Raw genomic sequence first — 24,964 nt, 5'->3', positions numbered from 1 at the left:
CTTCGACGGTGGCGGTGGACTGGCTACCCTGACGATCCCGACACCGCCGGAGTCCACCGGCGCGGGGACGAACAGGACAGTGCCGACATGTCGCATTCCTCAGCCGATCCGTGGCGCTCGAGCACCACCCTGGCGCGGTTGCGCGCCGGCCTGGCCACTCTGGGCCCCGGGGAGCAGCGAGTCGCGCGGGCCGTGCTCGCCGAGCCCGCGGCGGTGGTGGAGTTGTCGACGGCGGAACTGGCGGCGGCGTCGGGTACGTCCCCGGCGACGGTGGTGCGGGCGTGCCAGCGACTGGGATTCCGCGGATTCCAGCACCTTCGACTCGAACTGGCCCGTGTGACACCGGATCCCGAGGGGGCGGCGGCCACCCCGGTGGACACGGCGTTCGTAGCCGCCGCCGAGGCGCTCGCCGCGACTCGCGCGACCATCGATCCCGCCGGGTTCGCCGCCGTCGTGGACCTGATCGTGCGGGCCCGGCGGATCCTGCTGGTGGGCAACGGATTCTCGTCCCCACCGATCCAGGATGCCGCCTTGCGCTTCACCACCGCGGGTCGCAGTGTGGAGGCGCCGCTCGACATCCTGGGGCAGCAGTTCTCGGCGCGGCTGCTCACCGACCGGGACGTATGTCTCGCCGTCAGCTACTCCGGTGCGAACACCCACACCTTGCGGGCGTGCGCGGCGGCGCGTGACCGGGGCGCATCGGTCGTGGCGATCACGAGTTACTCCACTACCCCGCTGACCCGGCTCTCCGACCACGTCTTGTGGGCAGGCGCAGGCGTTCACGAGAACGAGGCGGATTCGTTCTCGGCGCGGATCAGCCAGTTCACGATCCTGTATGCCCTGCAGCGCGCGGTACTCGGCCATCCCGAGCAGCAGGCGGACGACACCGGGGCACGTGACGTCGTCGCGGACGCACTCAGCGATTCACTTCCCGACGAACCGGGTCATACGAACGAGTGCGGCAACCGGAACATGATCGACTGTTAGCGTTCCCGCCGCCGGTTGTTCCGATTCGCGGTCCCACCTGTTCAATCTCGCCCCACACGATGTCACCGACGGAACGCCGTTCCGGAACAGATGGAACGTTGAGTGACGAAGGATGAGTCGTGGAATCGATGGAGGTGGCCGGCACGTTCAACATGCGGGCGGTGGCGGGCCCCGGACTGATGCCGCACACACTGTTCCGCTCCGCGGCGCTCGACCACCTCCACACCGAGGGCCGGGACATGCTGTGCGCGTACGGCATCCGCACGGTGATCGATCTGCGCGACGCCACCGAACGCGCCACGGCCGACACGACCGGCGGCTGGACGGTCGCTCACCACCCGCTGTACGACCCGCGCACGGGGCCACCGCAGGCCGGCGACATCGCCCACGTATACCGATCCCTGCTCGACGACCGTGGCGGCGCGCTCGTGGAAGCGCTGCGCGCGCTCGCATGCTCCCCGGCCCCGGTGCTGGTGCACTGCACCGCTGGTAAGGACCGCACCGGGTTGCTCGTCGCTCTGGCGCTCGCGGCGGTGGGGGTGCCGGACGCCGTGATCCTCGACGACTACGCCCGGTCCGGAACGCAGGTGCGGCCCCACCGCGAGGAAGCGGTACGGCGCCTGTTGACGGAGCTGGCACTCGACTCGGCCGAGCACGCCCGCGCCCTCGAATTGCACCTGGATTCGCCGCCGTCGGTACTCGCCGGCGCCCTCACCCACGTCCGTTCCCGGCATGGAACCATGACGAACTACCTTCGTGCCCAGGGATTCACGGACACCGACCTCGCCGCTCTGCGCACACGACTGCTCGACGCCACCACCCTCACCGTGCTGCACCTGAGCGACGTGCACGCCTCCGCGTCCGCGCCGCTCCACTCCCGCGTCGACGGGATTGCCCGGGTGCGACGGGTCGCCGACCGCGTCGAATCGTCGACGCTGCGTCCCGACGTCGTCGTGGTCACCGGAGATCTGTCACACCACGGCGACGGGTCGAGCTACCCGGCTCTCGCCTCGGTATTCGACGAGCTGCGCGGCCGACTCGGGTGCCCGGTGGTCGTCGTCCCCGGAAACCACGACGAACCACGCCGCTTTGCAGCGGTTTTCGGACGGAACCCGGTCGAACACGTGCACGGTTTCCGGGTGATCGGGCTCGACACCGCGGCGGGATCGGTGTCGCGGGAGGATCTGGACCTGTTGCGTTCCGAGTTGCGCTCGCCCGCACCGAACGGCACGGTCCTGGCGCTGCACCACCCGCCGGTGCCGTCGCCCGCGGCCACCCTCGCCGGACGTGAACTCGCGGCCCCGGAGGAACTTGCCGTGGCGCTCGCCGGCTCCGACGTCGTCGCGATCCTCGCCGGCCATTTCCACCACCCGATGAGCGGGGTGTTCGCCGGGATCCCGGTATGGGTGGGTGGTTCGCTCGCCTACCTGCAGGACACCGGGACGCCGGCCGACACCGTCATCGGGTTCGACGCCCCGATGTACTCGATGGTCCGCTGCTCCCGGCACGGAGTCAGCGCGCTGCCGGTTCCCCTGCACACCCCCGACGTGCTGTTCCGGTCGAACCCCACGCTCACTGCCGCCGCATCCTGAACCGACCTCGTCATCCCCTCATCCCCCTTCGACCAGGAGAATTCGTGAAAACCCTGTCCCGCCTCGTATCGGCTGCCGCGCTCGGCACGGTCGCCGCGCTCACACTCGCCGCGTGCTCCGAGCCCGCCGCACCCGACGCCGAACAGACCGGCAACGCCGACAGCGGCGCCGGGACCCTGACGGTGTACACCTCGGAACCGCAGGCCAAGATCGACGCGCTCGTCGCCGCATTCACCGCGGAGACGGGCATCGACGTGGAGGTGTTCCGCGCGGGCACCGGCGACCTGACCGCCCGCATCGAGGCCGAACGCACCACCGGCACGATCGGCGCCGACGTTCTGCTCGCGGCCGACGCCCCGACCTTCGAGAGCTACAAGACCGAGGGTCTGCTGCAGCCGTACACCCCCGCCGACGTGAACACACTGAATCCGGACGTCGTCGATCCGGACGGCTACTACGTCGGCACCCGCATCATCCCGACGGTGATCGCCTACAACACCACGGCAGTCGACGCGCCTCCCACCGCGTGGAAGGACCTGGCCGACCCGAAGTACCGCGGCCAGATCACGCTGCCGAATCCCGACGTGTCCGGTGCCGCCGCGTTCAACACCGCGGTGTGGCTCAGCACGCCCGAACTCGGCGAGAGCTGGCTCGAGGCCCTGGCCGCCAACGACCCGGTGGTCGCCGAGAGCAACGGGCCGGTCGGGCAGGCCGTCGCGGCCGGAACGCAGCCGGTGGGCATCGTCGTCGACTACCTGGTACGGGAACTGGCGGCGAAGGGATCGCCGATCGCGCTGGCCTATCCCACAGACGGCATTCCGTACATCTCGCAGCCGGCCGGCATCTTCACCGGTTCGGACGACACCGAGGCGGCGCGGAAGTTCGTCGACTTCCTCGTGAGCAAGCAGGGTCAGGAACTCGCCGTGAAACAGCAGTACCTGCCGGTGCGCGGCGACGTCGGCACCCCGGACGGGGCACCGGCACTGGCCGACCTGGCGTTGCTCACCCCGGATCTGCAGGAGATCACGAAGATCCAGGACGACGCGGTCCGGAAGTTCAATGGTCTCGTCGGTTAGGTCCGCATCCTCTCCCGCCGCCCGGGTCCTGCCCGGGCGGCGGTTCGATCCCGTCGGGGCCGTGCGGGTGGCGCTGTGGTTGTTCGTCGCCGCCGTGATCGTCGCGCCGCTCGCCACGGTCGTGTCACTCGGGCTCGGCGGCAACCACATTGCGCAACTGATCGACGACGACATCGTCGGCGCCGCGACCCACAGCGTGGTCTCGGCCGGCCTGTCTGCGATGTTCGCGGTGGTTCTCGCGACCGCGATGGCGTTGCTGCTCGACCGAACCGATCTGCCAGGCCGCGGCGTTCTGCGCCTGATCCTGTTGTCGCCATTGCTGATCCCGCCGTTCGTCGGGGCGATCGCGTGGACCGGCCTCCTCGGCCCGAGCGGCCTGGCGAATCGGTTCTGGGGGGAACGGTTCGGTGGCCCGTTGTGGAACATCTACGGCGGTGACGGCGTCGTCTTCCTACTGACGGTGCACGCGTACCCGCTGGCGTATCTGATCATCGCGGCGGCGCTGCGGAAGGTGCCGGGCGACCTCGAGCAGATCGCCCGGATCGGCGGTGCCTCCCCGTGGCGCGCGATGCGCACCGTGACGCTGCCGCTGTTGCGTACCGCCCTGCTCGCCGCGTTCACACTCACCGCGGTGTCGAACCTGGCCGACTTCGGGATTCCTGCCCTGATCGGGCTGCCGGAGCGATACGTGACGTTGTCGACGATGGTGTACCGCTACATCCAGTCCGGCACGGTGGACCGGCCGCTCGAGGTGGTCTCCACGATCGGGATCGTGCTGCTGATACTCGCCGTCCTCGCGGTGTTCGTCGATCGGCGACTGTCTCGGCGCAGCAGGCAACTCGACGGTCCGGTCACCGCCCAGCAACCGTTGCCGCTCGGCGGTGCCCGCATCCCGACCGGCGCACTTGCCTGGACCGTCGGTCTCGCGCTGACGGGGCTTCCGCTCCTCGCGCTCGCCTCCCAGGCGCTGCTCCCCGCCCCGGGCGTGCCGCTGACCTGGGACAACCTGACACTCGAGAGCATCGTGGCTGCCGTGACCGCACCGGGCACCGTAGTGGGCGTGCAGAATTCGCTCCTCCTCGCCGTCGGCGCGGGAGTTGTGTGCGCTGTCGCAGGCCTGGTGATCGGAGTGCTCACCACCCGCACCCGGTCGCGGGACAACACGAGCCTCGATCTTCTCGCCATGCTGCCGCAGGCGGTGCCCGGACTGGTCATCGCGGTGGGCTGGCTGATCGTCGGCCGCTACACGGGCCTGTTCGACTCTCGTTGGGTGATCCTGTGCGCCTATGTCACCGCGTTCCTGGCGATCGTCGTGCAGGCGGTGCGTGCACCGCTGTCCACCACCCCCACGTCGCTGGAGGAGGCGGCACGCGCATCCGGCGCGTCCCGCCTGCGGACGCTGCGGGACGTGCCGGTGGCGATGACCGTGCCTGCCGCGGCGACCGGCGGTGTGCTGGTGGCGTTGACCGCGGTCCGCGAGCTGACCATGTCGGTGCTGCTGGTGGCACCCGGCACCCAGACTCTCGGGGTGTCCATCTTCAACCTGCAGCAGACCGGCGACTACAACGCCGCGTCCGCGCTGTCCCTGCTCGTCGCGCTCGTCGGCATCGTCGGTCTCGGCCTGTTCGCCGGCACCCGCGCCGGGCGCTGACCACTCCACAGATCGGAGTCCTCTTCATGTCCGCGATCACCCTCACCGGTGTCGACCTCCGCTACCCCGACGGCACCGCGGGACTGTCCGGTATCGACCTGGACGTCCGCGACGGTGAGTTCGTCGCACTCGTCGGACCGTCGGGTTCGGGTAAGACCACCCTGCTGCGCACGGTCGCCGGGTTTCTCGCCCCCACCGTGGGGCTCGTGCGGCTGGGCGACGAGGTCGTCGCCGACGGCACCCGCGCCGTGCCCCCCGACAAGCGTGGACTGGGAATGGTGTTCCAGCAGCATGCGATCTGGCCGCACCGGAGCGTCGGGCGTAACGTCGCGTACCCGCTCGAGGTTGCCAAGGTGCCGCACGCCCGGCGCGCCGAGCGGGTCGCGGACGTGCTCGATCTGGTGGGGCTGCCCGGGTTGGCGAAGCGTGATCCGGCGACGCTGTCCGGTGGGCAGCGCCAGCGTGTCGCGCTCGCCCGGGCGCTGGTGGCGCAGCCCCGCGCGCTGCTGCTCGACGAGGCGCTGTCCGCGCTGGACGAACCGCTGCGCGATCGGTTGCGTCTGGAATTGCGCACCCTCACCCGCGCGCAGAACCTGACGGTCGTGCATGTCACGCACGATCGCGCCGAGGCCCTCGCCCTCGCCGACCGGGTCGTCGTGCTCGACGGCGGGCGGATTCAGCAGGTCGGGACACCGGAGGAACTCGTGCAGCGACCACGCTCGGCGTTTGTCGCGAAGTTCCTCTCGGACGCGAACCTGCTGCCCGGCACCGTGTCCGACCATGGCTTCTCGAGCGCCGACGGCGGTGTGCACGTGGGTCGGGATCGGCTGGCGGACATGTCATCCGGAACCGGCATCCTCGCCGTGCTGCCCTCCGACATCGAGGTGACGTCGACGGACAGCGCGGGTACTACCCAGGGGATCGTGATGTCGTCGCTCTTCGGGCGCGAGGCAAGCGACGTCGTCGTGTCCTGCCGCGGCGCCGAATTCCGGTGTGCGGTCCGCGGAACCCGGCCGGTGGTCGGCGACCGCGTCCGGCTGACGATCCGCCGAGGCCTGTTCTACCCGGCCCCGACGAAGGCCGACGTGCCCGCTCCCAGTGCGGCGGCGCTCGCCGGATCGCGGCGATGAGCGAGACGACCCGGTTGGCGCTGGTCCGCCACGGCCGCACCGACTGGAACCGGCGGGGGCTGTTGCAGGGCCACACCGACGTACCGCTCGACGACGTCGGCCGCGGGCAGGCTCGCGATACCGCGCGGATACTCGAAGCCGAGGCGTGGGACACGGTGGTCACCTCCCCACTGTCTCGCGCGGTCGGCACCGGCCGGATCATCGCGGAATACCTCGGGATCGGTGTCACGGGAACGCATTCCGGACTCGCCGAACGAAGTTACGGCGCCGCCGAAGGGCTGACCCGCGAGGACGCCGAGCGTCGGTGGCCGGACGGCGCCTTCCCGGACCTCGAGTCACTGCAATCGGTCTCGGCGCGGGGTTGCCGCGCCCTCGGCGCGATCGCCGGGACCTACCCCGACGGCCGAGTCGTAGTGATCACGCACGGGGCGCTCATCCGCGCGGTACTCGGTGACCTGTCCGACACGGTGGTGCCGCGCATCGTCAACGGCGCGGTCTGCGAGATCGAATGGGCGGGAGTGTGGCGGGTCGTGTCGGTCAACCGCACCGTCTTTCACGGTGTCGCGGACCCTGCGTAGTCCTTCACTCCGGGCGCCGAGCGTCATGACCTGCGCCGTCTCACCGTCGTATCGGCCGACGAACCGATCATGGGTTCAAGCCGCCACAATCCGGCGGCGGCGAGCACGTGCCACAACGCGTGGCCCGGCAGGAGAGTACCCGGCCTGCAGATCGGCGTCCGGTCGCCGACGGCGCCGAGCAGCGCGCCGGACGCGACAAGCACTGCCGCGACGATCGTCGTGCGCCGCAACTCCGGTCGGACGCGGGCGCGTTCGAGGCAGAGTCCCACCGCGGCCGCGGCGAGGAGTGCCTGCACGATCGTCGACGCCGTCGGGCCGGCAGCCACGGTGGGGATCATCAGGAGCGAAACAACGAGCCACCACCCCGGCGACAGCCGTCGGCCGAACCGATCGGACGCGGCGTCGACGGCGATGTACGCGAGCAACGTCGCGATCGGGATGTCGTGCGCGTATCCCTGCCACGGAGGGTCGGGTCCGTGCTGGACGAGCGACCCGACACCGACCGCGACGATGAGCAGGCCGTAGGTGATGGACGGCGCGTCGCGCCGGCGACCCACGAGGACTGCGAGGCCGGCAACCACGAAGGCCAGGCTGGTGACAGCGGCCGCGTGCTGCGCGATGAAACCTCCCATACTCCGAGGTTTCCAAAGCCGCCGACGCACCGCAAGCACGACCGGGGCGGTCGCACGAGTGGACGCGGGATAGGGCAACGGCGCGCCGAAAGCGCGAACAAAACCTTCCAGTCGGACTTTTTCTGTGGCATCGTAACGATCCATGGGGGAATCAGCAGTCGCCGCCGTCGCCATCTACCACGCGCCCGCAGCGGACCGACGGGGTACACCGGCCGACGGACGCACCCTGTTGATCGAGGACGACACGGACGTTCTCTTCGATGGTGTCGTCGTGCCTCCGCACGGGTGGCTCGAACACGTTCGCGCACTCGGTGCGGTCGGCGTGATCGCCGGAGCCGGAATCACGGCCGCGCCCGACTGGCAGCGACAACTCCCCCGCCTGGCCCGCGAGAGCGAACTTCTCGGGTCGATCGCCACCGTCACGTTCACCAACGCCTCCGGCCGGGAGGATTTCCACGCGTTCGCATACGAGGTGGTCGCCGCGTTGCGGCCGGCACTGCCTCCCGAGGCTGTGCACGATGCGGGGTTTGCGCTCGAGGACGACCGGCCACACCGCGCGGTCCTCGAGGTCGTGGACAGTGCGGTGCGGCACCGAGTCGCCGTTCCCGCGCGGATCGTGGACATGCTCCAACGGCGTGCCACGGACCGCACGTCGTTCGGGTGGCGGGACGCCCGAACGCTGACGCGTCTTCTGCGGAAGATTCGCACACGCTGACGGTCGACACCCCGCTGTGCAAGACTCGAATTTGCACGGACGACAGTGATGCGCCGGACCACCCTGATGCGGAGGGCGTCATGTCCCGATCGGTACCCGGAGATGCTCCGGACGACATGGGGCACACGGCGTACGCGCGTGTGCGCGCCGGCCAGCTGAATGCGGTTCAGGCGGCCCTCGAGGACCACACGCGACGCCTGGACTGGCCGCGAGAACAGATCGAGCGCTACCGGACCGCACGGCTGCGGGCCCTGCTCTCGCACGCCCGTGAGCGGTCGCCGTTTCACGCCCCACGGCTTCGTGGTCTCGATCCGTCGACGGCCACGGTCGCCGACCTGGCGTCGCTGCCGATGATGACCAAGCAGGACGCGCAGGACAAGTGGGATGCGATCGTCACCACTCGTGACCTCGATCGCGAGCGTGCCGAACGGATTCTGGCCGAGCAGCAATGGTTTTCGTACACCCCGGGAGACGCACAGATCTTCAGCTCGGGTGGGTCGAGTGGTGTCCGCGGCGTGTACGTCTGGGATTGGCAGTTCTCCGTGTCGGCCGCGTGCCTGGCCTGGCGGATGCAGGCGCGGGAGGAACGGCGGGCGCCGGTGCAGTCTCCTTCGCGCCTCGCCGTGCTCGCGGCCGGTGTCCCTCCGCACGCGAGCACCCCCTTGTTCGATGTGCCGACCGCACCGGGGATGGAGACCGTTGTGATCCCGGCAGGCGCACCGTTCGACGAAATCGTCGCCGCCGTGGCCGCGGCTCGCCCCACGCACCTGGTCGGATATGCGTCGGTGATCGGACGGCTCGCCCGAGCATCCTTGGCCGGCGGTCTGCAGGTTCACCCCGTCCGGGTGAGCACCAACTCCGAGCCACTGCTGGACGAGGATCGGCAGGCCATCGGCGAAGCCTGGTCGGTGCCGATCCACAACCTCTGGGGGTCGACCGAGATCGGCGTGCAGGCAGTGGGTTGCGGACACGGCGAGGGACTGCACGTGTGCGAGGACGAGGTCGTGCTCGAACGCGTCGACGACACTGGCACCCCGGTCGCCGCCGATGCGCCGGCCGCGCGAACACTCGCCACGGGCCTGGCCAACCGGGCGTTTCCCTTCATCCGCTACGACCTCGGCGATCAGGTCACGTTGCTCCCCGGCACCTGCCCGTGCGGAAGTGCATTCGTGCGCGTCGCCGACATCGGCGGGCGGCGCGACGACGATTTCCGATACGGGACGAAGACGGTGCCCGCGAGCACGTTTCGTTACGTCCTCGGCGCAGATCCGCGTGTCTCCGAGTACCAGGTCAGGCAGACCGTCGACGGTGCGGACATCTTCGCGGTCGGCGACCCCGACGTCGCCCGGCTGACGTCGGCTGTCGCCGAGGCGTTGCGCCGGCAAGGATTGTCCGATCCGCAGGTCCGGATCGAGGTCGTCGACCACCTGCAGCGTCATCAGGCGAGCGGGAAACTGCAGCGGTTCATCGCACTGCGGTAGCGCGCAGTCGGTTCTCGGCACCCGCCCGGTCGGCCCGGCCGGACAGGGGTCGCCGTTCCTCACCCCAGGGTGTCTGTCGCTGCGGCCGCTGCCGTCCGACGATGGTCGTACACGGTCACCCAGTCGAGGAGCAACGATGACGGACAGTGATTTCGGGGCAGTCAGCGAAGACGCCACAGGCGCAGTCTCCGACGGCACGGATCTGAATCGCGTTCACGCCGAGATCGCCCGCCTCGACGCGGAGATCCTGGACGCGGTCAATCGCCGCCTCGTTCTCGCACAGCTCGCGGCCCGTACCCGGGTCGAGTCCGGTGCACCGATGGTCGCGCTCGGCGGGGAGACCGACGTGATCCGCCGCTATCAGGACGAATTGGGCCCCCGAGGTTCGCTGCTGGCGCTGGAATTGCTCCGGCTGGCGCGGCCACCCTTTTCGTCGACGTACCGAACACGGTAGCCGCACCGACACTCACCTCGGTCGACACCGATCGCGAGAGCAGTGCCCAGCAGTCCTCGCGACGCTGGGCACTGTTCGCCTGTCCGGGGCGATTCAGCGCCATCACGTGGGAAAACCGGGCCAGATGTGGCACGCATCATATTCGCGACACTGAAGTTGCGGCGTTCACCCATCGCATTCGGCACCGGCAGAGCCACTTCGGGTGCATCATCAACTACCCTGTCCTGAAGGACGCGGGTTTGCTGCTCACGTTCTCACTGGCTGTGAGAGGGGTGGCTGCTTTAGGCACGGTTGATTGGGCGGCCCGGTAGTTGTTGTGCCCGAGTGCGGCAATGTTGGCGGCGGCGTTATGGTCCGCGTGACCGGTCCATCCGCAGCCGCGGCACCGGAACAGTGCTTGACTGTGCCTGTTCGCGGTGTCGCAGTGCCCGCAGAGGTGGCACGTCTTACTGGTATTGCGAGGGTTGATCACCTGCACCGGCACCCCTGCCGCGTGCGCCTTATAGGTGATCTGGTCGCGCAGTTGCGCGTATGCCCAGGAGTGCAATTGTTGCCGTTGTCTGCGTGCGAGCCGTACCCGGTCCCGGATTCCCGACAGGTCTTCTACCGCGATTCCTTGACCGGTGCGTTGCGCCTGGGCAACAATCGTTTTCGAGAGTTGATGATTGATGTCGGTGGCGTACCGAGTCTCCTTCCTCCGCCGTTTCTTCAGTTTCCGTTTCGCGGACCTGGTCCCCACCTTCTGCAGCGCGGACCGGATGGTTCCGTTCTTTTTCCGGCGGGCGGTGACCGCACCACCGGACCACCGGACGTCGAGTTCGGCCGGGTCGTCTGCGGTGGTCACAGCCAGGTTCACGATCCCCAAGTCCACACCCAGCCACCCGGCGGGGTCGTCGGCGGGGACCAGCTGCTGCGGTGCGTCGGTGTCGACGGTTGCATGCAGGTAGAAACATCCGTCCCGGAAAATCAGATCCGACTCGCCTGTGCGGTCGGCGAGCATTGTCAGCTGCCACGGCGCGCACACGAATCCGACGTTGCGCATCCGGCCCGCGCTCGTCCAGATCGACACCGTCGATCGATCGATCTGCCACGACAAGCACCGATCGTCGAACGGTTGGCCCGCGTCCTGACGGAACACGATCGCCTTACCCGCCACCTTCGCATACCGTGTCGATCCCGGCGTGCCGTAATTCCCGTTACGCAGGTTCGCTGTCCGGGTCGCGTACGCATCCGCGACTTTCTTGATGACCCGGATCGCCGGTTGCGCCGACAACCCGCACGCCTTGAGCTGGGCATAGACCTGCTTTTGCAGCGCGAACGGGCGCCGATCAGCGGCGGTGTGCGCGAGCTGCGCAACCATGTTCGCCCCCGCATTGCACAACTCCAGTGTCGATTTCAGCGCCACATACTGCTCCGGGGTGGGAGCCAGCTTCACGACAACGATCCGCTTCACACCCTGCGCCTTTCCCTGCGGATACTCTTTGGTCTATGTCACCGAGATGGACGCCTGACCCGAACGTACGCCGCGGCCGTAGCGTTGTCTACAACCTACATGCGCACTTGGTCTTCGTCACGAAGTATCGTCGCGGTGCGTTCACCGACCCGATGCTGACCCGATGCGAGCAGATCATGGCAGAGGTGTGTGACAAGTTCGGCGCAACGTTGACCGAGTTCACCGGAGAAACCGACCACGTCCACCTATTGATCCACTACCCACCTACCGTGCAACTCTCCACCCTGGTCAATAGCCTCAAGGGCGTCTCCGCTCGATACCTGCGCCAAGAGTTCCCCGACCACATCCAGAAATACCTGTGGGGCAATCACTTCTGGTCACCGTCCTACTTCGCCGCCTCCGCCGGCGGAGCCCCGCTCGCCATCGTCGCCGAGTACATCACCAACCAGAAACGACCCGAACCCACACAAGAAAGCGACCCCGCTACGCGCGATCGCGCAATACAGAATCAGCTTCCTCCCGGCCCCCAAGGGCCAGGCTTCCTCTGATCAATCCGGTGAAGTCCATGCGCGATTTCCGATTCTCGTTCAACATTTTCGGTTTCGACTCCCGAGATGCCCTTCTCGACCGATGCCGTCACGGCGAGAGCGCCGGCTACGACACCGTGTTCGCCGCCGACCACCTCGGCGCCCCGGCACCGTTCCCCCTCCTGGTGGCCGTCGCCGGCGCCACCGGACTGCGGGTCGGAACTCTGGTGCTCAACGCACCGTTCTGGAACGCCGCCCTGCTCGCTCGCGAGATCGCGACGACGGACATCCTCACCGACGGAAAGCTCGAGGTCGGTCTCGGTGCCGGGCACATGAAGTGGGAGTTCGACGCCGCGGGTATCGAATGGAGGCCATTCGGCGGCCGAGTCGAGCAGTTGTCGGAGTTGGTCGACGGCCTCCGCACGTTCTTCACCACGGACTTCGACGAGCTACCCGAGGGCCGCACTGTGCCACGACCGTTGCAGCGGCGTGGATTCGGCGGCTCGGGTCCACCCCTGATCATCGGCGGTACCGGGGACCGCGTGCTGCGGATCGCGGCCGCCCACGCCGACATCGTCGGTGTCGCGGGCACATTCCAGATTCCGGGACGACCCCCCGGCACATTCCGCCTCGCCACCGCGGACGAGGTGGCCGAGCGAATTCGCTTCGTACGGAACCACGCCGGTGCGAGAGCCGAGGGCATCGAGTGGCATCTACTGGTCCAGTTGGTCGTCGAGACGGACGACCGCCGGGCCGCGGCGAACGAGATCGCGGACCGGCTCGGCGGCACCATGTCGGTGGCAGACGTCCTCGGCACCCCGTACGTCCTCGTGGGAACCGTGGAGGAGATGGCCGAGCAACTCCGGAGCCATCGGGAGCGTTACGGCTTCTCGTACGTCACCGTCCACGAACCGTATCTGGAGGTGTTCGCCCCCGTGATCCGTCGACTCCGCGAACAGAGTTGACGGACAACGACTCACGGCGTGTTGATGTACTCCTGGATGGCCTGCTGCGCCTTGGGGTTGCCCTGTCCCATACCGACGATCGCACCGGTGATCGCGCCGATCGGCGTGCCGATGATGCAGCCGGCGAGACTGCCCGGGAACATCGAGACACATCCGACGCCGAGACCGATGAGCGCACCGATCGCGGTGCCGGCCGCTCCCCCGTTGGCCCAGCCGACGCCGAGTTCGTTGAGCATGTTCTCGAGGGCCTTCTGCTTGTCCACCTCGTGCCGACCGGGGATCGCCAGGGCCGGCGTTCCCGTGTTCGGCACGACGGGGTCGGCATGCGCCGTGCCGGCTCCGAGTGTCACCGTCGCTGCGACGAGGACCGATGCTGCCGATTTCTTGATCAAGTTCATCGCGATCCCACCCTGCTGAAGAAGGAAAAACCGGTTCCGACTGTAACCTGCGGCTGCATCATCGGTGGCGAAACCGCGGCATCGGAAGAGTACCGCGGTGAGCGCCCGTCGGCACGGGTGAAAGCCGTCAGTTCACGCGCCGGTTGAACAGTCGTTTCGCCCAGAGGTAGCCGAGCAGCGCGATGCCGGCGCTCCAGCCGACCGCGAGCACTGCGCTGCTGCCGACGGGGCCGCCGAGAAGCAGTCCGCGGATGGTCTCGATGACGGGGCTGAACGGCTGGTACTCGGCGAACCACCGGAGACCGGCCGGCATCGAGTCGGTGGGGACGAACCCACTGCCGAGGAATGGCAGCAATATCAGCACCATCGGGAGGTTGCTCGCCGTTTCGACGCTCTTGGACACCAGCCCGAACGCAACGGACAGCCAGGTGAGTGCGGACGTGAACATCGCGAGCACCGCCGTCGCCGCTACCCACTCCCCGAGTCCGGCGGTGGGCCGGAAACCGATGAGCACGGCGACACCGACGACCAGGACGAGGCTGATCAGTGTCTGGATCATGCTGCCGATGACGTGCCCGGTCAGCACGGACACCCGTGCGATGGCCATGGTCCGGAACCGGGCGATGATGCCCTCGGTCATGTCGGTGGCGACCGAGATCGCGGTTCCCTGGGCGGCGCTGGCCACGGTCATCAGGAGGATTCCGGGTGCCACGTAGTCGATGTAGGCGCCGCGTCCGCCGTCGGGATCGCCGAGTCCCGCTCCCAGCGTGCCGCCGAACACGTACACGAAGAGCAGGAGGAGGATGATCGGCATCCCGACGAGGAGCACCGTCACCGACGGGTACCGGACCATGTGCCGGAGGTTGCGTCGCAGCATCGTCGCCGAATCGCTCAGCGCGTAACCCATGGTCGTCATCGCACGCTCTCTTTCCTGGTTGCGGCGCGCTCGGTGAGCGCGAGGAAGACGTCGTCGAGATCGGGTGTGTGGACGGTCAGGTTCTCGACCTCGATCGATGCGTGATCGAGCCGATCGAGCAGCGCGCGCAGCGATTGCACGCTGCCGTCGCCGGGAACCTGCAGGGTGAGCGCTTCCTCGTTCCGGGTCACGTCGCCGAGCAGCCGGGATGCGGCGTCGAGTTCGCGCACCCCGGGCAACGCCAGGGTGATGTGGCCGCCCGGAACGAGCCTCTTCAGCTGTTCGGGGGTTCCCTCCGCGACCAGCCTGCCGCCGTCGAGGAGTGCGATCCGGTCGGCGAGCCGATCTGCTTCCTCCAGGTACTGGGTGGTGAGGAAGATCGTGACCCCGTCGGCGACGAGTTCGCGGATGATCTGCCACATGGCGCGGCGACTGCGCGGATCGAGACCGGTCGTCGGCTCGTCGAGGAAGATGATCCGGGGATCGCCGACGAGGGTCATCGCCAGGTCCAGCCGGCGGCGCATGCCACCGGAGTAACTCCCGGCCGGCTTCGCGCCCGCCTCGACGAGATCGAACCGGGCCAGCAGTTCCGTGGCCCGGGCGCGGCCCGCGTCGCGCCGCAGGTGGTGCAGATCGGCCATCAGCATCAGGTTCTCGCGACCCGTGAGGAGGTTGTCCACCGCGGAGAACTGGCCGGTCACACCGATGGTGGACCGAACCGCGTCGGGCTCGCGGGCGAGATCGTGACCCGCGATCCTCACCTTGCCGCCGTCGGGAGCGATGAGGGTGGACAGAATCTGCACCATGGTGGTCTTGCCTGCGCCGTTGGGCCCGAGGAGCGAGAAGATCGTTCCCTCACCGATGTCGAGGTCGATGCCGTCGAGGACGACTTTGTCGCCGTAGGACTTTCGCAGCCCGGTGGTGGTGATTGCGGACCGGGTGGTGATCGATGCTGTCATCACTCTGCCTTTCGACTGGTCGACTTCGGGGAATCGGGGCGGCGAATCACGATGTCGCCGAAACCGGTACGGGCGCGCACCTCGACCGTGTCGTCCGTCGATTCGGGCCGGTCGACGGAGTCCAGACGGTTCTGGACCTTCCCGAAGGACGTGTGCGCGTCGAGCCGGGCGGCGGTCCCGGAGCGGATGCCGATCTCGATTCGACCGTGACCGGTTTCGAGCGACGCCGCGCCCTGCGTCACCTGCCCGATGCGGATGTCGCCGTTCGCGGTTGCGGCGGCGAGGTCGGCGCGGGCGTCGTCGACGGAGATGTCCCCGTTCGCCGTCTTCACCCGCAGTCCGCCGCCGATCGCGCCGATCCAGTTGTCGCCGTTGGAGTTCTTGATCACGGCGCTGCCGTCGATCGCGCCGACGCGGAGTTTTCCCGACCCCGTGCTCAGGTCCGCATCACCTGCAACGTAGTCCACGGTGACCGTGCCGGCCCCGGTGTGCACGTCGAGCGGGCCCGTGTCGCCGAGTTGGACGTCCCCCGCCGATGTCTTGACGCGGCACGCGCCGAGCCGTCCGGCGCCGCGGAACGTCGCCACCGACGCCTCGCCCTCGAACTCGGAGCCGGTCGGCAGCGCGATGGTGACGTCGACGGAACCGGCCTTGCCGAACAGGCCGAGACCGCGCTGCTTCGGCGCCTTGACCAGCAGTCTCCCTGCGGAGTACTCGACGCGGGTCTGCTCGGCGGCGCGAACGTCCGATTCCCGCGAGCCGTCGCTGGGGCGCACGTCCACGACCGTGTCGTGGCGGTCGCTCGCCGTGATCCGTGCGTCGCCGACGACGAGTTCGACCGTCGCCGAGATCGGCGCCGGGGTGCTGAAAGTGGGCATGGTTGTCCTCCGGAATGTGGTGGTGGCGAATGAAAGGACGGGCCGGTCGGGTCAGCGCACCCAGCCCGTGAAACGGTCATTGCCGCGTGGAGCACGCCGTTCGGAACGATTACTGCCGCCGTCGGACTCCAACCCCGCGGCCGCGGACCGGACGAGCCAGGCGTTCACAGACAGCCCTGCCTCCCGAGCGGCCTCCTCGACGCGGTCCTTGAGGTCTTGCGGGAGACGAAGGTTGATCCGGGTCATGGCGCCGTCTTCCAATTCCGGGATCCGAGGCGGCGACATGTCCGGACCGGATGCGGCCTGCTCCTCGAACAATCGCTCGACCGGCGCGGGAGTGACGACGAACGTGGGCTCACGTCCGCGGAGACGAAGATCCACCGAACCCGGTGCGAGGTCACGGGTGATTTCACTGGCGGCCGCCGACAGCGCGTCGAGTAGCGCGAGCCGGACCCCGGACTCCAGTGGTGCGGTGAGTCGCTCGGCGAGGGCACGGGCGTCGTCTCCCCCGGCCTCGGCGGCTACGGCGAGTTCGTGACGGAGGGATGCGACGTAGGGCGTGAGATCCATGGTGCCATCATGGCATCACATTGGCACCATCGCAAGACTCGGCCGAAGATCGATGTGCCACCGTGGTGTCACGGCGGCACAATCGGTCACCGCGCGCGCAGGTCACGGCAGGAATTCAGGCAGCCCGAACGGCTCGAAGTGCTCCGCACCGATGAACGAGGTCAGCTCCGCGATCTTGGTGCCACGCAGGGTCAGCACCGTGATCGACCAGCGGAGGTGGGTGCCGGCGTCCTCGTCCCACAGATAGAAGGCCACGGCGGGCTGGCCGTTGGCACCGACCGGCAGGTGGCGCCACGAACCACACCCCGTGAGCGGGACCCGGACCGCGAAATCCGTGACCGCGGCCATGCCGCGATACCAGTGCGCCATCGGTGGCATCGACCAGGTGACGTCCTCGGTCAGCAGAGCGACCAGAGCATCGGCATCACCGCGTTCCAACGCGGTGGAGTACCCGGCGACCAGGGCACGCAGATGCGCGTCGTCGATTTCTCGCAAAGTTCGAGACTGGGTCACCGAGGGAATCTTCTCCGCCACGATCGCCCGGGCCCGCTGCAGCGCGCTGTTCACCGACGCCGTCGTCGTGTCCATGGCGGCGGCGATCTCGGCGGCGGAGAACCCCAGGACCTCGAAGAGCAGCAGGGCCGCCCGCTGATTGCCCGGCAGATGTTGCAGTGCCGCAACGAATGCCAGTTCGACGGCCTCGCGCTGCTCGTAGCGGGCGGCCGGCCCCACCGCACCGGCGGCCAGTCCCGCATCGGCGTAGGGACCCAGCCACGCCACTTCGGTGAGCGGGACGTCGCCGACGACGGCGCGATCACTGGACGGACCCAGGTCGACGGGCAGGGCCCGCCTACCGCGCGATTCGACGGCGTCCAGGCACGTGCGCGTCGCGACGGTGTACAGCCAGGAGCGCAGTGCGCTGCGGCCTTCGAATTTCGCGAATCCGCGCCACGCCCGCAGCAGAGCGTCCTGCAGGGCGTCGTCGGCATCGTGGCTGGAGCCGAGCATGCGATAGCAGTGGGCGTGCAGCTCCCGGCGCAACGGTCCGACCAGCCGCGTGAACGCGGCGTCGTCTCCGTCCCGTGCTCTGGCCAGGTCGGGATCGTCGGCATCTGCCGGCGCGTGCGGTGTTCGAACGGAGTTGTCGCTCACAGGGGACGATTCTGCCCCACCGGCGACTCACGCATCTGGCATCACCTGGTGGGGGTAGGGGCCGGTGTCGGCGCCAGCGACATCCCGGCGTAGATCTCGTCGAGAACGGTGGGCAGCAACGCGTTCGCGGTGGTTTTACCCTCGGGCGACAGAGTCAGATTCGCCCAGATCACGAGCGCGACGTCGTTGTCCGGGTCGTACCCGATGAACGAGTTGAAGCCCGGCAGCTCACCTCCGTGGTAGTACATCGACGCGTTCGGCCCGAAACGCTGGTAGCTGATCCCGTAACCGTATTGCTGCCCGTCGGGTGCGTCCGGGTCCTCGGGTTGCAGGCTGTCCCGCCATTGTTGCTGGTATTCCGGATTCAACACTTTGCCGGAGACCAGCGCCCGGATCCATGTGGCCAGGTTGTCCGCGGTGGAGATGGCGCCCCCGGCGGCAGTGGCGTAGGACGGATTCTGGTTGGTGTAGTCGAGGGGTTGCAGTGTTCCCGCCCGCGCGGCGGCCTGCATGTCGGCGGGATACGGCTCGTCCACTAGAGCGTAGGCCGATTCGCCGTACATGTAACCGTGCGAATACGGATCCGGGATCGCCGTATCGTCGGCGGCGGGTAACGAGGTCTGGTTCAGCCCGAGCGGCCCGAGCAACCGTTCCTGGAACTGCTCGGCCAGTGGGCGACCGCCGACCTTCTCGGCGATCAGACCCAGCAACGCGTAATTGGTGTTGTTGTATTCGTACGACGTGCCTGGTGGGAAGTTCGGCGGCCGGCTGAACGCGATGTCCAAGACCTCCTGAGGTGTCCAGGCCTTCGCCGGGTCGCTGTCCAAAGTCGCCGCCAACTCGGGCGAACTCGTGTAGTTGTACAGCCCGCTGCGCATCGTCAACAGCTGTGCGATGGTGATGTTCTCGCCGTTGGGCACGTCGGCGACGTAGGTCGACACCGGGTCGCTGAACCGGAGCTTGCCGTCCTGTGCCAGCAGGACCGTCAGGGCCGCCGTCAAGGTCTTGGTGTTCGAGGCGATCCGGAAATGAGTCTGCGCAGCCGGCGGTGTGTCCGCGCCCAGTTCCGTGGTGCCGACCGCCGCGACGAAGTCTCCCTGCGGGGTGCGGAGCTGCACCACCGCGCCGGGGATCATCAGCTCCTCGGCGGCAGCGTCGACCGCAGCCTGGAATGTGGCCGGATCGATGGAATTGAGCGCCGAACCCGAAGCAGTGGTCCCCGTCGCCGTCGTCGCGGCAGGCAGTGAACCGTTCTCCGAGGTCGTCGGCTCGGACGTCGGCGAGCACCCAGCGATCACGAGTGCGCCGCACGCCGCGATCACAACGAGGCGGGTGGCGCGCAGTGTGCGGAACCGACCCACTCCATTTCTCCGGCCCCGCATGTACTCCACCGGGAAATCCCTCATCGTCGCCATCACCGCCTCGGCGCCATGGTTCGAGTACCGCGCCGACGGGCGGCACCAGCTGGCAGGCCTTCTTCGAATCCTAGCCCGAGAGCCCACTCACTCCGTCGCGATCACCGGAACATTTCACTGCGGAAAGACATACTTCTACCTGTATGCGCGAACTGCTTCCCACCGCCGAGGCCGTCCCAGGCAACCGTCCGACACGGAAGGCACATCCATGAGCACGCGACGCAGCATTCACAACACCTCGTTGACCGACGGCGAGATCGTCGAGCAATCCGACATGGGCTCGATCACCCGGGTGACAGCGGACACCTTCCCGATCCTGAAGCGCCTGTCGATCAACCCCGGAGCGATGCGCACCTCGCATTGGCACGCCAACGCCAACGAACTCACCTATTGCCTGTCCGGAACGTCACTTGTCTCCGTGCTCGACACCGGCAGCGTGTTCTCCACCTTCACTGTCGGCGCCGGAGAGATGTTCCACATCGATTCGGGATCGCTGCACCACATCGAGAACATCGGCGACGAGGTCGCGGAATTCTCATCGCCTTCCGGAGCGAGCGCCCCGAGGACTTCGGTGGAGCCGCGTTCGGCGCGATGACCGATGCCGTCCTCGGCAACACCTACGATCTCGACGCCTCCGACTTCACCGCTCTCCGACGCGACACCGCGGACCGCGCCCTGGCGGCGCGAATCGGCGATCCCGTGGTGCCGTCGGCGGCGAAATGGGTTATGTGCGGCGCGGATCGGCGCGGATGACGGTCATGGACCCGGACGGCTCCCTCGACACCTGGTATCTCGAGCAGGGGGACGTGTATTTCATTCCCCGCGCATACCCACACCACATCGAGGTCGCGGGGTCCGACGACATCCATTTTCTGATTTTCTTCGACCAGCCGACGCCCGGTGACATCGGATACCGCGCATCGGTCAGCGCGTACTCCCGCGAAGTCCTCGCCGCCACGTTCGGCACCCACATCGGCGATCTGCCGAATTTCCCGTTCACCCCCGCCGACCCGCTCATCGTCACCCGCAACAACCCGCTCGACGAACGCGGAGAGCGGTAACCCGTCGTACCCGGATTGCCGCCGTTCCCGCTCCGGTTTCAAGAATTTCCCCGAGGGTAATTGGGGTGTATGGGCGCACGAGAGAGGACGACGACACGGTCGACGGCGCTCGCCGACGCTCCCCCGGGTCGACTGCCGCGGAGGCAGCCACTCCCGCCCAGGCGGCCGGCAAGCTCGACATCAGCGTCGGCCGGATCGCGGCACGGCCTTCCCCGGCGGACCGAGACGGCGGCCCGGCCGACGCGTACGGATGCCGGCACCGAATCCGCGACTAAGCCGACGGGGAAGCGTCCCCGGGACACAGGGTCCCCCGCACCGGCCCACACCCGATCCTCCGGCGCCGGCCGCTCGCGCCTGCCCGATCCGGTTCCGCAGGACTTCGGGGACGTCACCGAGTGGCTGAAGGACCAGGTTCGCCACCTCGTGGACGCACTGCGGGACCGCGGCGAGATGGAGGCGCAGAATCTTCGGCAGAAATTCAAGAAATGGTTGGCGTCGCTCGTCCACGAGGTGATACACAGCAACGCCGGGGTCGGCGCCGGACTCGAAGGCATTCGCGCCGCCTTGACGGGTAAGAATCCGGTGTGGGCCGCGATCAAGGCGCTGGTATCCGGCTTGAGCGGAAAGGCCAAGTTCGGCCTTGTTCTCCTTCTGATCGTCGCGCTGCTGCTCGGACCCGTATTACTCGTGGTTCTTCTGCTGGTGCTCCTTGTCGCAGTGATCGTCGCTGCGGTACGAGCCGCCGCCCAGTGACATTTTCCCGCTGTCACAGGGAACGCGTTGCAACTCAACGACTCTCGAAATACGACAACGACGCGTCGATATCGCCACCGCCCGTGTAAATACGCAGAAAGCGTGCTCCGCGGCACGCCGGCCGAACCGACTTTTCTGCCGCTGGTTGAGCGTCGTGCGGCTGGGGTAGTCGGGAGACGGCGCCCCCTTACCGCGCACGGTATTGCGACACATTGCCGAAGTTGGCGAGAGGTGCGCCGGCGACTACTCGGTAAAGGGGTTCGACGATGAAAACCAAAGGTCAGGTGGCGTTGGCCGTCGGCGCGGGGTACATGCTGGGCCGAACACACAGGATGAAAATGGCACTGATGCTGGCGGCTGCGGGTGCGACCGGACGCTTCCCCGGCGGGCCACGCGACTTGTTGGAACGCGGCACGAAGGTGCTCGCGAACTCCCCCGAGTTCGCCAAGATCAGCGATTCGGTTCGACAAGAGCTGGTCAGCGCGGCGAAGGCCGCGGCGGTCACCGCAGCAAGTCAGCGCATCAACCAGCTCAACAACCGGATTCTGTCGGGCGGCGGCGAAGCCGTCAGCGACGTGGGCGACACAGTCGACGACACTGTGGGTGGTGTCGGTAACTCGGTCGGCAAACTCAGCAGTCTCGGAAAACTCGGCCGCAAGCGACGCGGTCGGTCCAAGGACGAGGAGTACGACGAATCCGAAGTCGACGAAGAGCCGGACGAACAGTACGCCGACGAGGACGAGGACTACGAGGAGCCCGAACCCGACGAGGAGGAAGCCGCCGACGAGGAGGCACCCGCTCCACGCAAGCGACCCGCCGCACGTCGACGCGCGTCCAGCACCAACGGCAACTCCCGGCCGTCGAGCAGGTCGCGCAGCGCGAAATCCGACGAGGACGACGAGGAAGCCCCGACCCGCGGCCGCCGGACACGGGCCAAAGCGACGACTGATTCCGCGCCCGTCCGGCGCGGCGGACGGTGAGCACGATGACGAACGCCGCGAACAAACTGCGAGAAGCCGCACCGGGAGACGGGGGCGGATCGTCGGGTGTGCTGCAGGAGGCACTGCAGAAGCTGGTCGGCACGGTGACGGAGAAGGCGCTCACATCGGTCTCCGACAAGGTGCAGAACGCGTCCGGCAGGCTCACCGATTACGCCGAGGGCGGCGGAGGCGGGCTGCTCGCCGCCGTGACCGGTTCCGAGAAGCTGGCCGAGGGTGAATCACCGATCAAGTCGGCGGTGAGCGGTGGCTGGCAGGGCGCCAAGCAAATGGTCAAGGACACCGCCTCTGACGTCAAGGAGGCCGTCACCGGTGGTGGCGGCAGCAAGGGCAAGAAGCTCAAGTTGACCAACATCGTCGAAACGCTCGATGTCGGGGTCCCGGTCCAGCTCGCCTACAACCAGTGGACCCAGTTCGCCGACTTCCCCTCCTTCATGAAGAAGGTCGAGCGGGTGGAGCAGGAATCGGACGAAAAGCTCGAGTGGAAGGCGCAGGTGTTCCTGTCGCACCGCACGTGGGAAGCGTCGATCATCGAGCAGGTTCCCGATGAGCGGATCGTGTGGCACTCGAAGGGTGCCAAGGGTTATGTCGACGGCGCGGTGACGTTCCACGAGGTGACTCCCGATCTCACCCGCATCGTCCTCATCCTCGAGTATCACCCGAAGGGTCTGTTCGAGAAGACGGGCAACATCTGGCGGGCCCAGGGACGACGAGCGCGACTGGAGTTGAAGCACTTTGGACGCCACGTCATGACGCAGTCCGTTCTCCATCCCGACGAGGTGGTGGGCTGGCGCGGGGAGATCCGGGACGGCGAGGTGGTCGAGCCCGACGAGGAAGAGACGCAGCCGGACGAGTCGGACGAGCTCGACGAAACCGACGAAACCGACGAAGCCGAAGGCGAGGAGAGCGAAGACGAGGAGCCCGAGCAGGACGAGTCGGAGCAGGACGAGTCGGAGCAGGAAGAGCCCGAGGAAACCGACGAAGACGAGTCCGAGGAGGAAGAGGAAGAAGAGGAAGAGGAAACACCCCCGCGGGCACGTCGAGGTCGCCCACGCAAGACCGCTGCGGCCGCCGAGGACAAGGCAGCCCCGAAGAGGCGGGGCCGCCCGCGTAAGACTGCCGCCAAGAAATCCGCCGGCTCGCGTCAAGGAGCGCGGCAATGACGGCAATACAACCGGCGGGAGGCGGCGGAGGTGGTGGAGTCAGCGGCGGCCCCAGCTCCAGTAGCCTCGCCGACGTCATCGACACCATCCTCGACAAGGGCCTGGTTATCGATGCCTACGTGCGGGTGTCACTGGTCGGTATCGAACTGCTGACCATCGACGCGCGCGTCGTCGTCGCCAGTGTCGACACCTATCTGCGGTTCGCGGAGGCCGTGAACCGGCTCGAGATCGGCAGTGGCGAGCCGAAGGGTCTGACGGACCTGGTCGGCGACGTCACCGAGGGTGGCGCCAAATCGAAAACCAAGGGTGCGCTCGAGGCCGCGGGTGACAAACTCGGCGACATCCTCGGCGGCGGGCAGGAAGAACCCGAGCGCGAGCGGGTTTCGCGCAAGTCCAGTCGAGGGGACAAGTGATGTCTACGTCAGAAAAGTCCAACGACGCACCCGAGGAGCCGCGGACCAGCGGTGTCTACGTGTACGGCATAGTGCCCGCGGATGTGGAAGCCGAAGAGGACGCGGTCGGCGTGTGTGACGGACCGGTCAGCATCGTCAAGCACGGCGACATCGCGGCGCTCGTCAGCGAGATCTCGGTGGACAGGCCGCTCGGCAAGCCCGAGGACCTTCGAACCCATGCGCACGTGCTGGACGGTACCTCGCGTGTGGCACCGGTGCTCCCGCTTCGTTTCGGGGCGGTCATGACCGATGAGGACGCCGTCGAGAAGGAACTGCTCGAAGCACACGCCGACGAGTTCGCGGCAGCGTTGAAGGAACTCGAGGGTCGAGCGCAGTACGTCGTGAAGGGGCGGTACGTCGAGGAAGCGATCCTCCGGGAAATAATCGAGGAAAACCAACAAGCGGGCGAACTGGTCGACGCGATCCGAAATCAGCCCGAGGAGACCACCCGCGACGCCCGGATGGCGCTGGGCGAGATCGTCAGCAACGGCATCGAGGCCAAGCGGGACGAAGACACGCGCACGGTGGTCGAGGCGCTCGAGTCGCTGTCCGATTCGGTCAACGTGCGGGAACCGACTCACGAGGAGGAGGCCGCGCAGGTGGCCGTGCTCGTCGAGGTCGCCCGGCAGGACGAACTCGAGAAGGCAGTCGGAGACCTGGCCGAACGGTGGGACGGCCGCGTCGAGATGCGCCTGCTCGGACCCCTCGCCGCCTACGACTTCGTGGTGACGCAGAAGCCGGAGGGCTGACCGATGGGCCTGCTGTCGTTCATCGCCACGCTGCCGCTCGCCCCCGTTCGTGGAGTGATCTCGCTTGCCGAGCTGATTCAGCGGCAGGTCGAGGAGGAACTCCACAACCCCGCGAGTGCGCGGCGCGCGCTCGAGGAGTTGGAGGACGCACGCGCGGCGGGCGAGATCTCCGCCGAGGAGGAAGAGCAGGCCCAGCAGGCCATCCTCGACCGCATGACCGGAACGACACGGCCCAGCAGTACGGAGAGGGAGTGATCGG

The 24,964-nt window shown here is 67.8% G+C and carries 27 protein-coding genes and 1 pseudogene; 19 read left to right on the top strand and 9 right to left on the bottom strand.

Features of this window, described 5'->3' with window-relative positions:
• The first annotated feature begins 87 nt into the window (after positions 1–87).
• The 6 genes from CJ179_RS32110 to CJ179_RS32085 all read left to right on the top strand — a co-directional run bounded on the left by CJ179_RS32110 (position 88) and on the right by CJ179_RS32085 (position 7,014).
• Entirely contained in the window at positions 88–987 is a 900-nt protein-coding gene (locus tag CJ179_RS32110) for a MurR/RpiR family transcriptional regulator (RefSeq protein ID WP_095864123.1), read from the top strand.
• A gap of 128 nt (positions 988–1,115) precedes the next feature.
• Positions 1,116–2,579 carry a tyrosine-protein phosphatase gene (locus tag CJ179_RS32105; protein WP_257015921.1) on the top strand — a complete coding sequence of 488 codons (1,464 nt, stop codon included), beginning with the start codon at positions 1,116–1,118 and terminating at the stop codon, positions 2,577–2,579.
• A gap of 44 nt (positions 2,580–2,623) precedes the next feature.
• Positions 2,624–3,655, top strand: a complete 1,032-nt coding sequence (locus CJ179_RS32100) for an ABC transporter substrate-binding protein (protein WP_095864121.1) — start codon at positions 2,624–2,626, stop codon at positions 3,653–3,655.
• Positions 3,639–5,306 (top strand): iron ABC transporter permease, encoded by a 1,668-nt coding sequence (locus tag CJ179_RS32095; protein WP_257015892.1) that lies wholly within the window; start codon positions 3,639–3,641, stop codon positions 5,304–5,306. The genes CJ179_RS32100 and CJ179_RS32095 overlap by 17 nt, the downstream gene beginning before the upstream one ends.
• A 26-nt stretch (positions 5,307–5,332) precedes the next feature.
• Complete coding sequence (locus CJ179_RS32090) at positions 5,333–6,436, top strand: ABC transporter ATP-binding protein (protein ID WP_095864120.1); 1,104 nt, start codon at positions 5,333–5,335, stop codon at positions 6,434–6,436.
• Positions 6,433–7,014, top strand: a complete 582-nt coding sequence (locus CJ179_RS32085) for a histidine phosphatase family protein (protein WP_095864119.1) — start codon at positions 6,433–6,435, stop codon at positions 7,012–7,014. The genes CJ179_RS32090 and CJ179_RS32085 overlap by 4 nt, the downstream gene beginning before the upstream one ends.
• 23 nt (positions 7,015–7,037) lie before the next feature.
• Here the strand turns inward: CJ179_RS32085 and CJ179_RS32080 are convergent, their stop codons facing one another.
• A complete protein-coding gene (locus tag CJ179_RS32080; protein ID WP_095864118.1) occupies positions 7,038–7,646 on the bottom strand; it encodes a hypothetical protein in 609 nt (202 codons plus the stop codon).
• Positions 7,647–7,788: 142 nt separating this feature from the next.
• On the opposite strand from CJ179_RS32080, the gene CJ179_RS32075 reads away from it, so the two are divergent.
• The 3 genes from CJ179_RS32075 (at position 7,789) to CJ179_RS32065 (ending at position 10,296) form a co-directional block, all read left to right on the top strand.
• Positions 7,789–8,361, top strand: a complete 573-nt coding sequence (locus CJ179_RS32075) for a hypothetical protein (protein WP_095864117.1) — start codon at positions 7,789–7,791, stop codon at positions 8,359–8,361.
• Between the two features lie 80 nt (positions 8,362–8,441).
• Positions 8,442–9,842, top strand: coding sequence for a phenylacetate--CoA ligase family protein (locus CJ179_RS32070; protein ID WP_095864116.1), 1,401 nt, complete (start codon positions 8,442–8,444; stop codon positions 9,840–9,842).
• Positions 9,843–9,978: 136 nt separating this feature from the next.
• On the top strand, positions 9,979–10,296 hold the full coding sequence (locus CJ179_RS32065; RefSeq protein WP_095864115.1) for a chorismate mutase: 318 nt from the start codon (positions 9,979–9,981) through the stop codon (positions 10,294–10,296).
• A 214-nt stretch (positions 10,297–10,510) separates the two neighbouring features.
• Here the strand turns inward: CJ179_RS32065 and CJ179_RS32060 are convergent, their stop codons facing one another.
• Complete coding sequence (locus tag CJ179_RS32060; RefSeq protein ID WP_095864114.1) at positions 10,511–11,749, bottom strand: RNA-guided endonuclease TnpB family protein; 1,239 nt, start codon at positions 11,747–11,749, stop codon at positions 10,511–10,513.
• A gap of 35 nt (positions 11,750–11,784) precedes the next feature.
• Here CJ179_RS32060 and tnpA point away from each other — a divergent pair, with 35 nt between their 5' ends.
• Both tnpA and CJ179_RS32050 read left to right on the top strand, forming a co-directional pair.
• Positions 11,785–12,297 (top strand): IS200/IS605 family transposase, encoded by a 513-nt coding sequence (gene tnpA / locus CJ179_RS32055; protein ID WP_257015891.1) that lies wholly within the window; start codon positions 11,785–11,787, stop codon positions 12,295–12,297.
• Between the two features lie 17 nt (positions 12,298–12,314).
• Positions 12,315–13,241 (top strand): LLM class F420-dependent oxidoreductase, encoded by a 927-nt coding sequence (locus CJ179_RS32050; RefSeq protein ID WP_095864335.1) that lies wholly within the window; start codon positions 12,315–12,317, stop codon positions 13,239–13,241.
• Between the two features lie 11 nt (positions 13,242–13,252).
• Here CJ179_RS32050 and CJ179_RS32045 read toward each other — a convergent pair whose 3' ends face one another.
• The 7 genes from CJ179_RS32045 to CJ179_RS32015 all read right to left on the bottom strand — a co-directional run bounded on the left by CJ179_RS32045 (position 13,253) and on the right by CJ179_RS32015 (position 19,358).
• Positions 13,253–13,639 (bottom strand): hypothetical protein, encoded by a 387-nt coding sequence (locus CJ179_RS32045; protein ID WP_072943487.1) that lies wholly within the window; start codon positions 13,637–13,639, stop codon positions 13,253–13,255.
• A 127-nt stretch (positions 13,640–13,766) separates the two neighbouring features.
• Positions 13,767–14,555 carry an ABC transporter permease gene (locus CJ179_RS32040; RefSeq protein ID WP_095864113.1) on the bottom strand — a complete coding sequence of 263 codons (789 nt, stop codon included), beginning with the start codon at positions 14,553–14,555 and terminating at the stop codon, positions 13,767–13,769.
• Complete coding sequence (locus CJ179_RS32035; RefSeq protein ID WP_095864112.1) at positions 14,552–15,514, bottom strand: ATP-binding cassette domain-containing protein; 963 nt, start codon at positions 15,512–15,514, stop codon at positions 14,552–14,554. Before CJ179_RS32035 ends, CJ179_RS32040 begins: the two co-directional genes overlap by 4 nt.
• The gene (locus CJ179_RS32030; protein WP_095864111.1) at positions 15,514–16,392 is read right to left on the bottom strand and encodes a DUF4097 family beta strand repeat-containing protein; all 879 of its coding nucleotides are present in this window, start codon (positions 16,390–16,392) and stop codon (positions 15,514–15,516) included. Before CJ179_RS32030 ends, CJ179_RS32035 begins: the two co-directional genes overlap by 1 nt.
• Before the next feature lie 51 nt (positions 16,393–16,443).
• A complete protein-coding gene (locus CJ179_RS32025; protein ID WP_095864110.1) occupies positions 16,444–16,962 on the bottom strand; it encodes a toxin-antitoxin system HicB family antitoxin in 519 nt (172 codons plus the stop codon).
• Positions 16,963–17,064: 102 nt separating this feature from the next.
• Positions 17,065–18,114 carry a sigma-70 family RNA polymerase sigma factor gene (locus CJ179_RS32020; protein WP_095864109.1) on the bottom strand — a complete coding sequence of 350 codons (1,050 nt, stop codon included), beginning with the start codon at positions 18,112–18,114 and terminating at the stop codon, positions 17,065–17,067.
• A 41-nt stretch (positions 18,115–18,155) separates the two neighbouring features.
• Positions 18,156–19,358, bottom strand: a complete 1,203-nt coding sequence (locus CJ179_RS32015) for a serine hydrolase (RefSeq protein WP_095864334.1) — start codon at positions 19,356–19,358, stop codon at positions 18,156–18,158.
• Between the two features lie 379 nt (positions 19,359–19,737).
• On the opposite strand from CJ179_RS32015, the pseudogene CJ179_RS32010 reads away from it, so the two are divergent.
• From CJ179_RS32010 to CJ179_RS31975, 8 genes and pseudogenes are all read left to right on the top strand, one after another.
• Positions 19,738–20,590 (top strand): annotated as a pseudogene (locus tag CJ179_RS32010) (cupin domain-containing protein).
• Between the two features lie 65 nt (positions 20,591–20,655).
• On the top strand, positions 20,656–20,865 hold the full coding sequence (locus tag CJ179_RS32005; RefSeq protein ID WP_095864108.1) for a hypothetical protein: 210 nt from the start codon (positions 20,656–20,658) through the stop codon (positions 20,863–20,865).
• A 148-nt stretch (positions 20,866–21,013) separates the two neighbouring features.
• The gene (locus CJ179_RS32000) at positions 21,014–21,343 is read left to right on the top strand and encodes a hypothetical protein (protein ID WP_083395884.1); all 330 of its coding nucleotides are present in this window, start codon (positions 21,014–21,016) and stop codon (positions 21,341–21,343) included.
• Positions 21,344–21,609: 266 nt separating this feature from the next.
• The gene (locus tag CJ179_RS31995) at positions 21,610–22,323 is read left to right on the top strand and encodes a hypothetical protein (RefSeq protein ID WP_095864107.1); all 714 of its coding nucleotides are present in this window, start codon (positions 21,610–21,612) and stop codon (positions 22,321–22,323) included.
• 5 nt (positions 22,324–22,328) lie between these two features.
• A complete protein-coding gene (locus CJ179_RS31990) occupies positions 22,329–23,504 on the top strand; it encodes an SRPBCC family protein (RefSeq protein WP_095864333.1) in 1,176 nt (391 codons plus the stop codon).
• Positions 23,501–23,917 carry a gas vesicle protein GvpJ gene (gene gvpJ, locus CJ179_RS31985; protein ID WP_072943470.1) on the top strand — a complete coding sequence of 139 codons (417 nt, stop codon included), beginning with the start codon at positions 23,501–23,503 and terminating at the stop codon, positions 23,915–23,917. Before CJ179_RS31990 ends, gvpJ begins: the two co-directional genes overlap by 4 nt.
• A complete protein-coding gene (locus tag CJ179_RS31980) occupies positions 23,917–24,705 on the top strand; it encodes a GvpL/GvpF family gas vesicle protein (protein ID WP_072943468.1) in 789 nt (262 codons plus the stop codon). Before gvpJ ends, CJ179_RS31980 begins: the two co-directional genes overlap by 1 nt.
• 3 nt (positions 24,706–24,708) lie before the next feature.
• Positions 24,709–24,960 carry a gas vesicle protein GvpG gene (locus CJ179_RS31975; RefSeq protein ID WP_072943467.1) on the top strand — a complete coding sequence of 84 codons (252 nt, stop codon included), beginning with the start codon at positions 24,709–24,711 and terminating at the stop codon, positions 24,958–24,960.
• The last annotated feature ends 4 nt before the right edge of the window (positions 24,961–24,964 follow it).

This window comes from Rhodococcus sp. ACS1 (assembly GCF_002300155.1).
Taxonomy (GTDB): Bacteria; Actinomycetota; Actinomycetes; order Mycobacteriales; family Mycobacteriaceae; genus Rhodococcus_F; species Rhodococcus_F koreensis.
The sequence above is the reverse complement of the archived record's forward strand: the minus strand, read 5'-3'. Positions and strand labels throughout refer to the sequence as shown.

What these genes read in the sequence shown, in the direction of transcription:
- CJ179_RS32110 (WP_095864123.1), top strand. Translation starts at nt 88, where the DNA reads ATGTCGCATTCCTCAGCCGATCCGTGGCGCTCGAGCACCACCCTGGCG.
- CJ179_RS32105 (WP_257015921.1), top strand. Translation starts at nt 1,116, where the DNA reads ATGGAGGTGGCCGGCACGTTCAACATGCGGGCGGTGGCGGGCCCCGGA.
- CJ179_RS32095 (WP_257015892.1), top strand. Translation starts at nt 3,639, where the DNA reads ATGGTCTCGTCGGTTAGGTCCGCATCCTCTCCCGCCGCCCGGGTCCTG.
- CJ179_RS32090 (WP_095864120.1), top strand. Translation starts at nt 5,333, where the DNA reads ATGTCCGCGATCACCCTCACCGGTGTCGACCTCCGCTACCCCGACGGC.
- CJ179_RS32085 (WP_095864119.1), top strand. Translation starts at nt 6,433, where the DNA reads ATGAGCGAGACGACCCGGTTGGCGCTGGTCCGCCACGGCCGCACCGAC.
- CJ179_RS32080 (WP_095864118.1), bottom strand. Translation starts at nt 7,646, where the DNA reads ATGGGAGGTTTCATCGCGCAGCACGCGGCCGCTGTCACCAGCCTGGCC.
- CJ179_RS32075 (WP_095864117.1), top strand. Translation starts at nt 7,789, where the DNA reads ATGGGGGAATCAGCAGTCGCCGCCGTCGCCATCTACCACGCGCCCGCA.
- CJ179_RS32070 (WP_095864116.1), top strand. Translation starts at nt 8,442, where the DNA reads ATGTCCCGATCGGTACCCGGAGATGCTCCGGACGACATGGGGCACACG.
- CJ179_RS32065 (WP_095864115.1), top strand. Translation starts at nt 9,979, where the DNA reads ATGACGGACAGTGATTTCGGGGCAGTCAGCGAAGACGCCACAGGCGCA.
- tnpA (WP_257015891.1), top strand. Translation starts at nt 11,785, where the DNA reads ATGTCACCGAGATGGACGCCTGACCCGAACGTACGCCGCGGCCGTAGC.
- CJ179_RS32050 (WP_095864335.1), top strand. Translation starts at nt 12,315, where the DNA reads ATGCGCGATTTCCGATTCTCGTTCAACATTTTCGGTTTCGACTCCCGA.
- CJ179_RS32045 (WP_072943487.1), bottom strand. Translation starts at nt 13,639, where the DNA reads ATGAACTTGATCAAGAAATCGGCAGCATCGGTCCTCGTCGCAGCGACG.
- CJ179_RS32040 (WP_095864113.1), bottom strand. Translation starts at nt 14,555, where the DNA reads ATGACGACCATGGGTTACGCGCTGAGCGATTCGGCGACGATGCTGCGA.
- CJ179_RS32035 (WP_095864112.1), bottom strand. Translation starts at nt 15,514, where the DNA reads ATGACAGCATCGATCACCACCCGGTCCGCAATCACCACCACCGGGCTG.
- CJ179_RS32030 (WP_095864111.1), bottom strand. Translation starts at nt 16,392, where the DNA reads ATGCCCACTTTCAGCACCCCGGCGCCGATCTCGGCGACGGTCGAACTC.
- CJ179_RS32025 (WP_095864110.1), bottom strand. Translation starts at nt 16,962, where the DNA reads ATGGATCTCACGCCCTACGTCGCATCCCTCCGTCACGAACTCGCCGTA.
- CJ179_RS31995 (WP_095864107.1), top strand. Translation starts at nt 21,610, where the DNA reads ATGAAAACCAAAGGTCAGGTGGCGTTGGCCGTCGGCGCGGGGTACATG.
- CJ179_RS31990 (WP_095864333.1), top strand. Translation starts at nt 22,329, where the DNA reads ATGACGAACGCCGCGAACAAACTGCGAGAAGCCGCACCGGGAGACGGG.
- gvpJ (WP_072943470.1), top strand. Translation starts at nt 23,501, where the DNA reads ATGACGGCAATACAACCGGCGGGAGGCGGCGGAGGTGGTGGAGTCAGC.
- CJ179_RS31980 (WP_072943468.1), top strand. Translation starts at nt 23,917, where the DNA reads ATGTCTACGTCAGAAAAGTCCAACGACGCACCCGAGGAGCCGCGGACC.
- CJ179_RS31975 (WP_072943467.1), top strand. Translation starts at nt 24,709, where the DNA reads ATGGGCCTGCTGTCGTTCATCGCCACGCTGCCGCTCGCCCCCGTTCGT.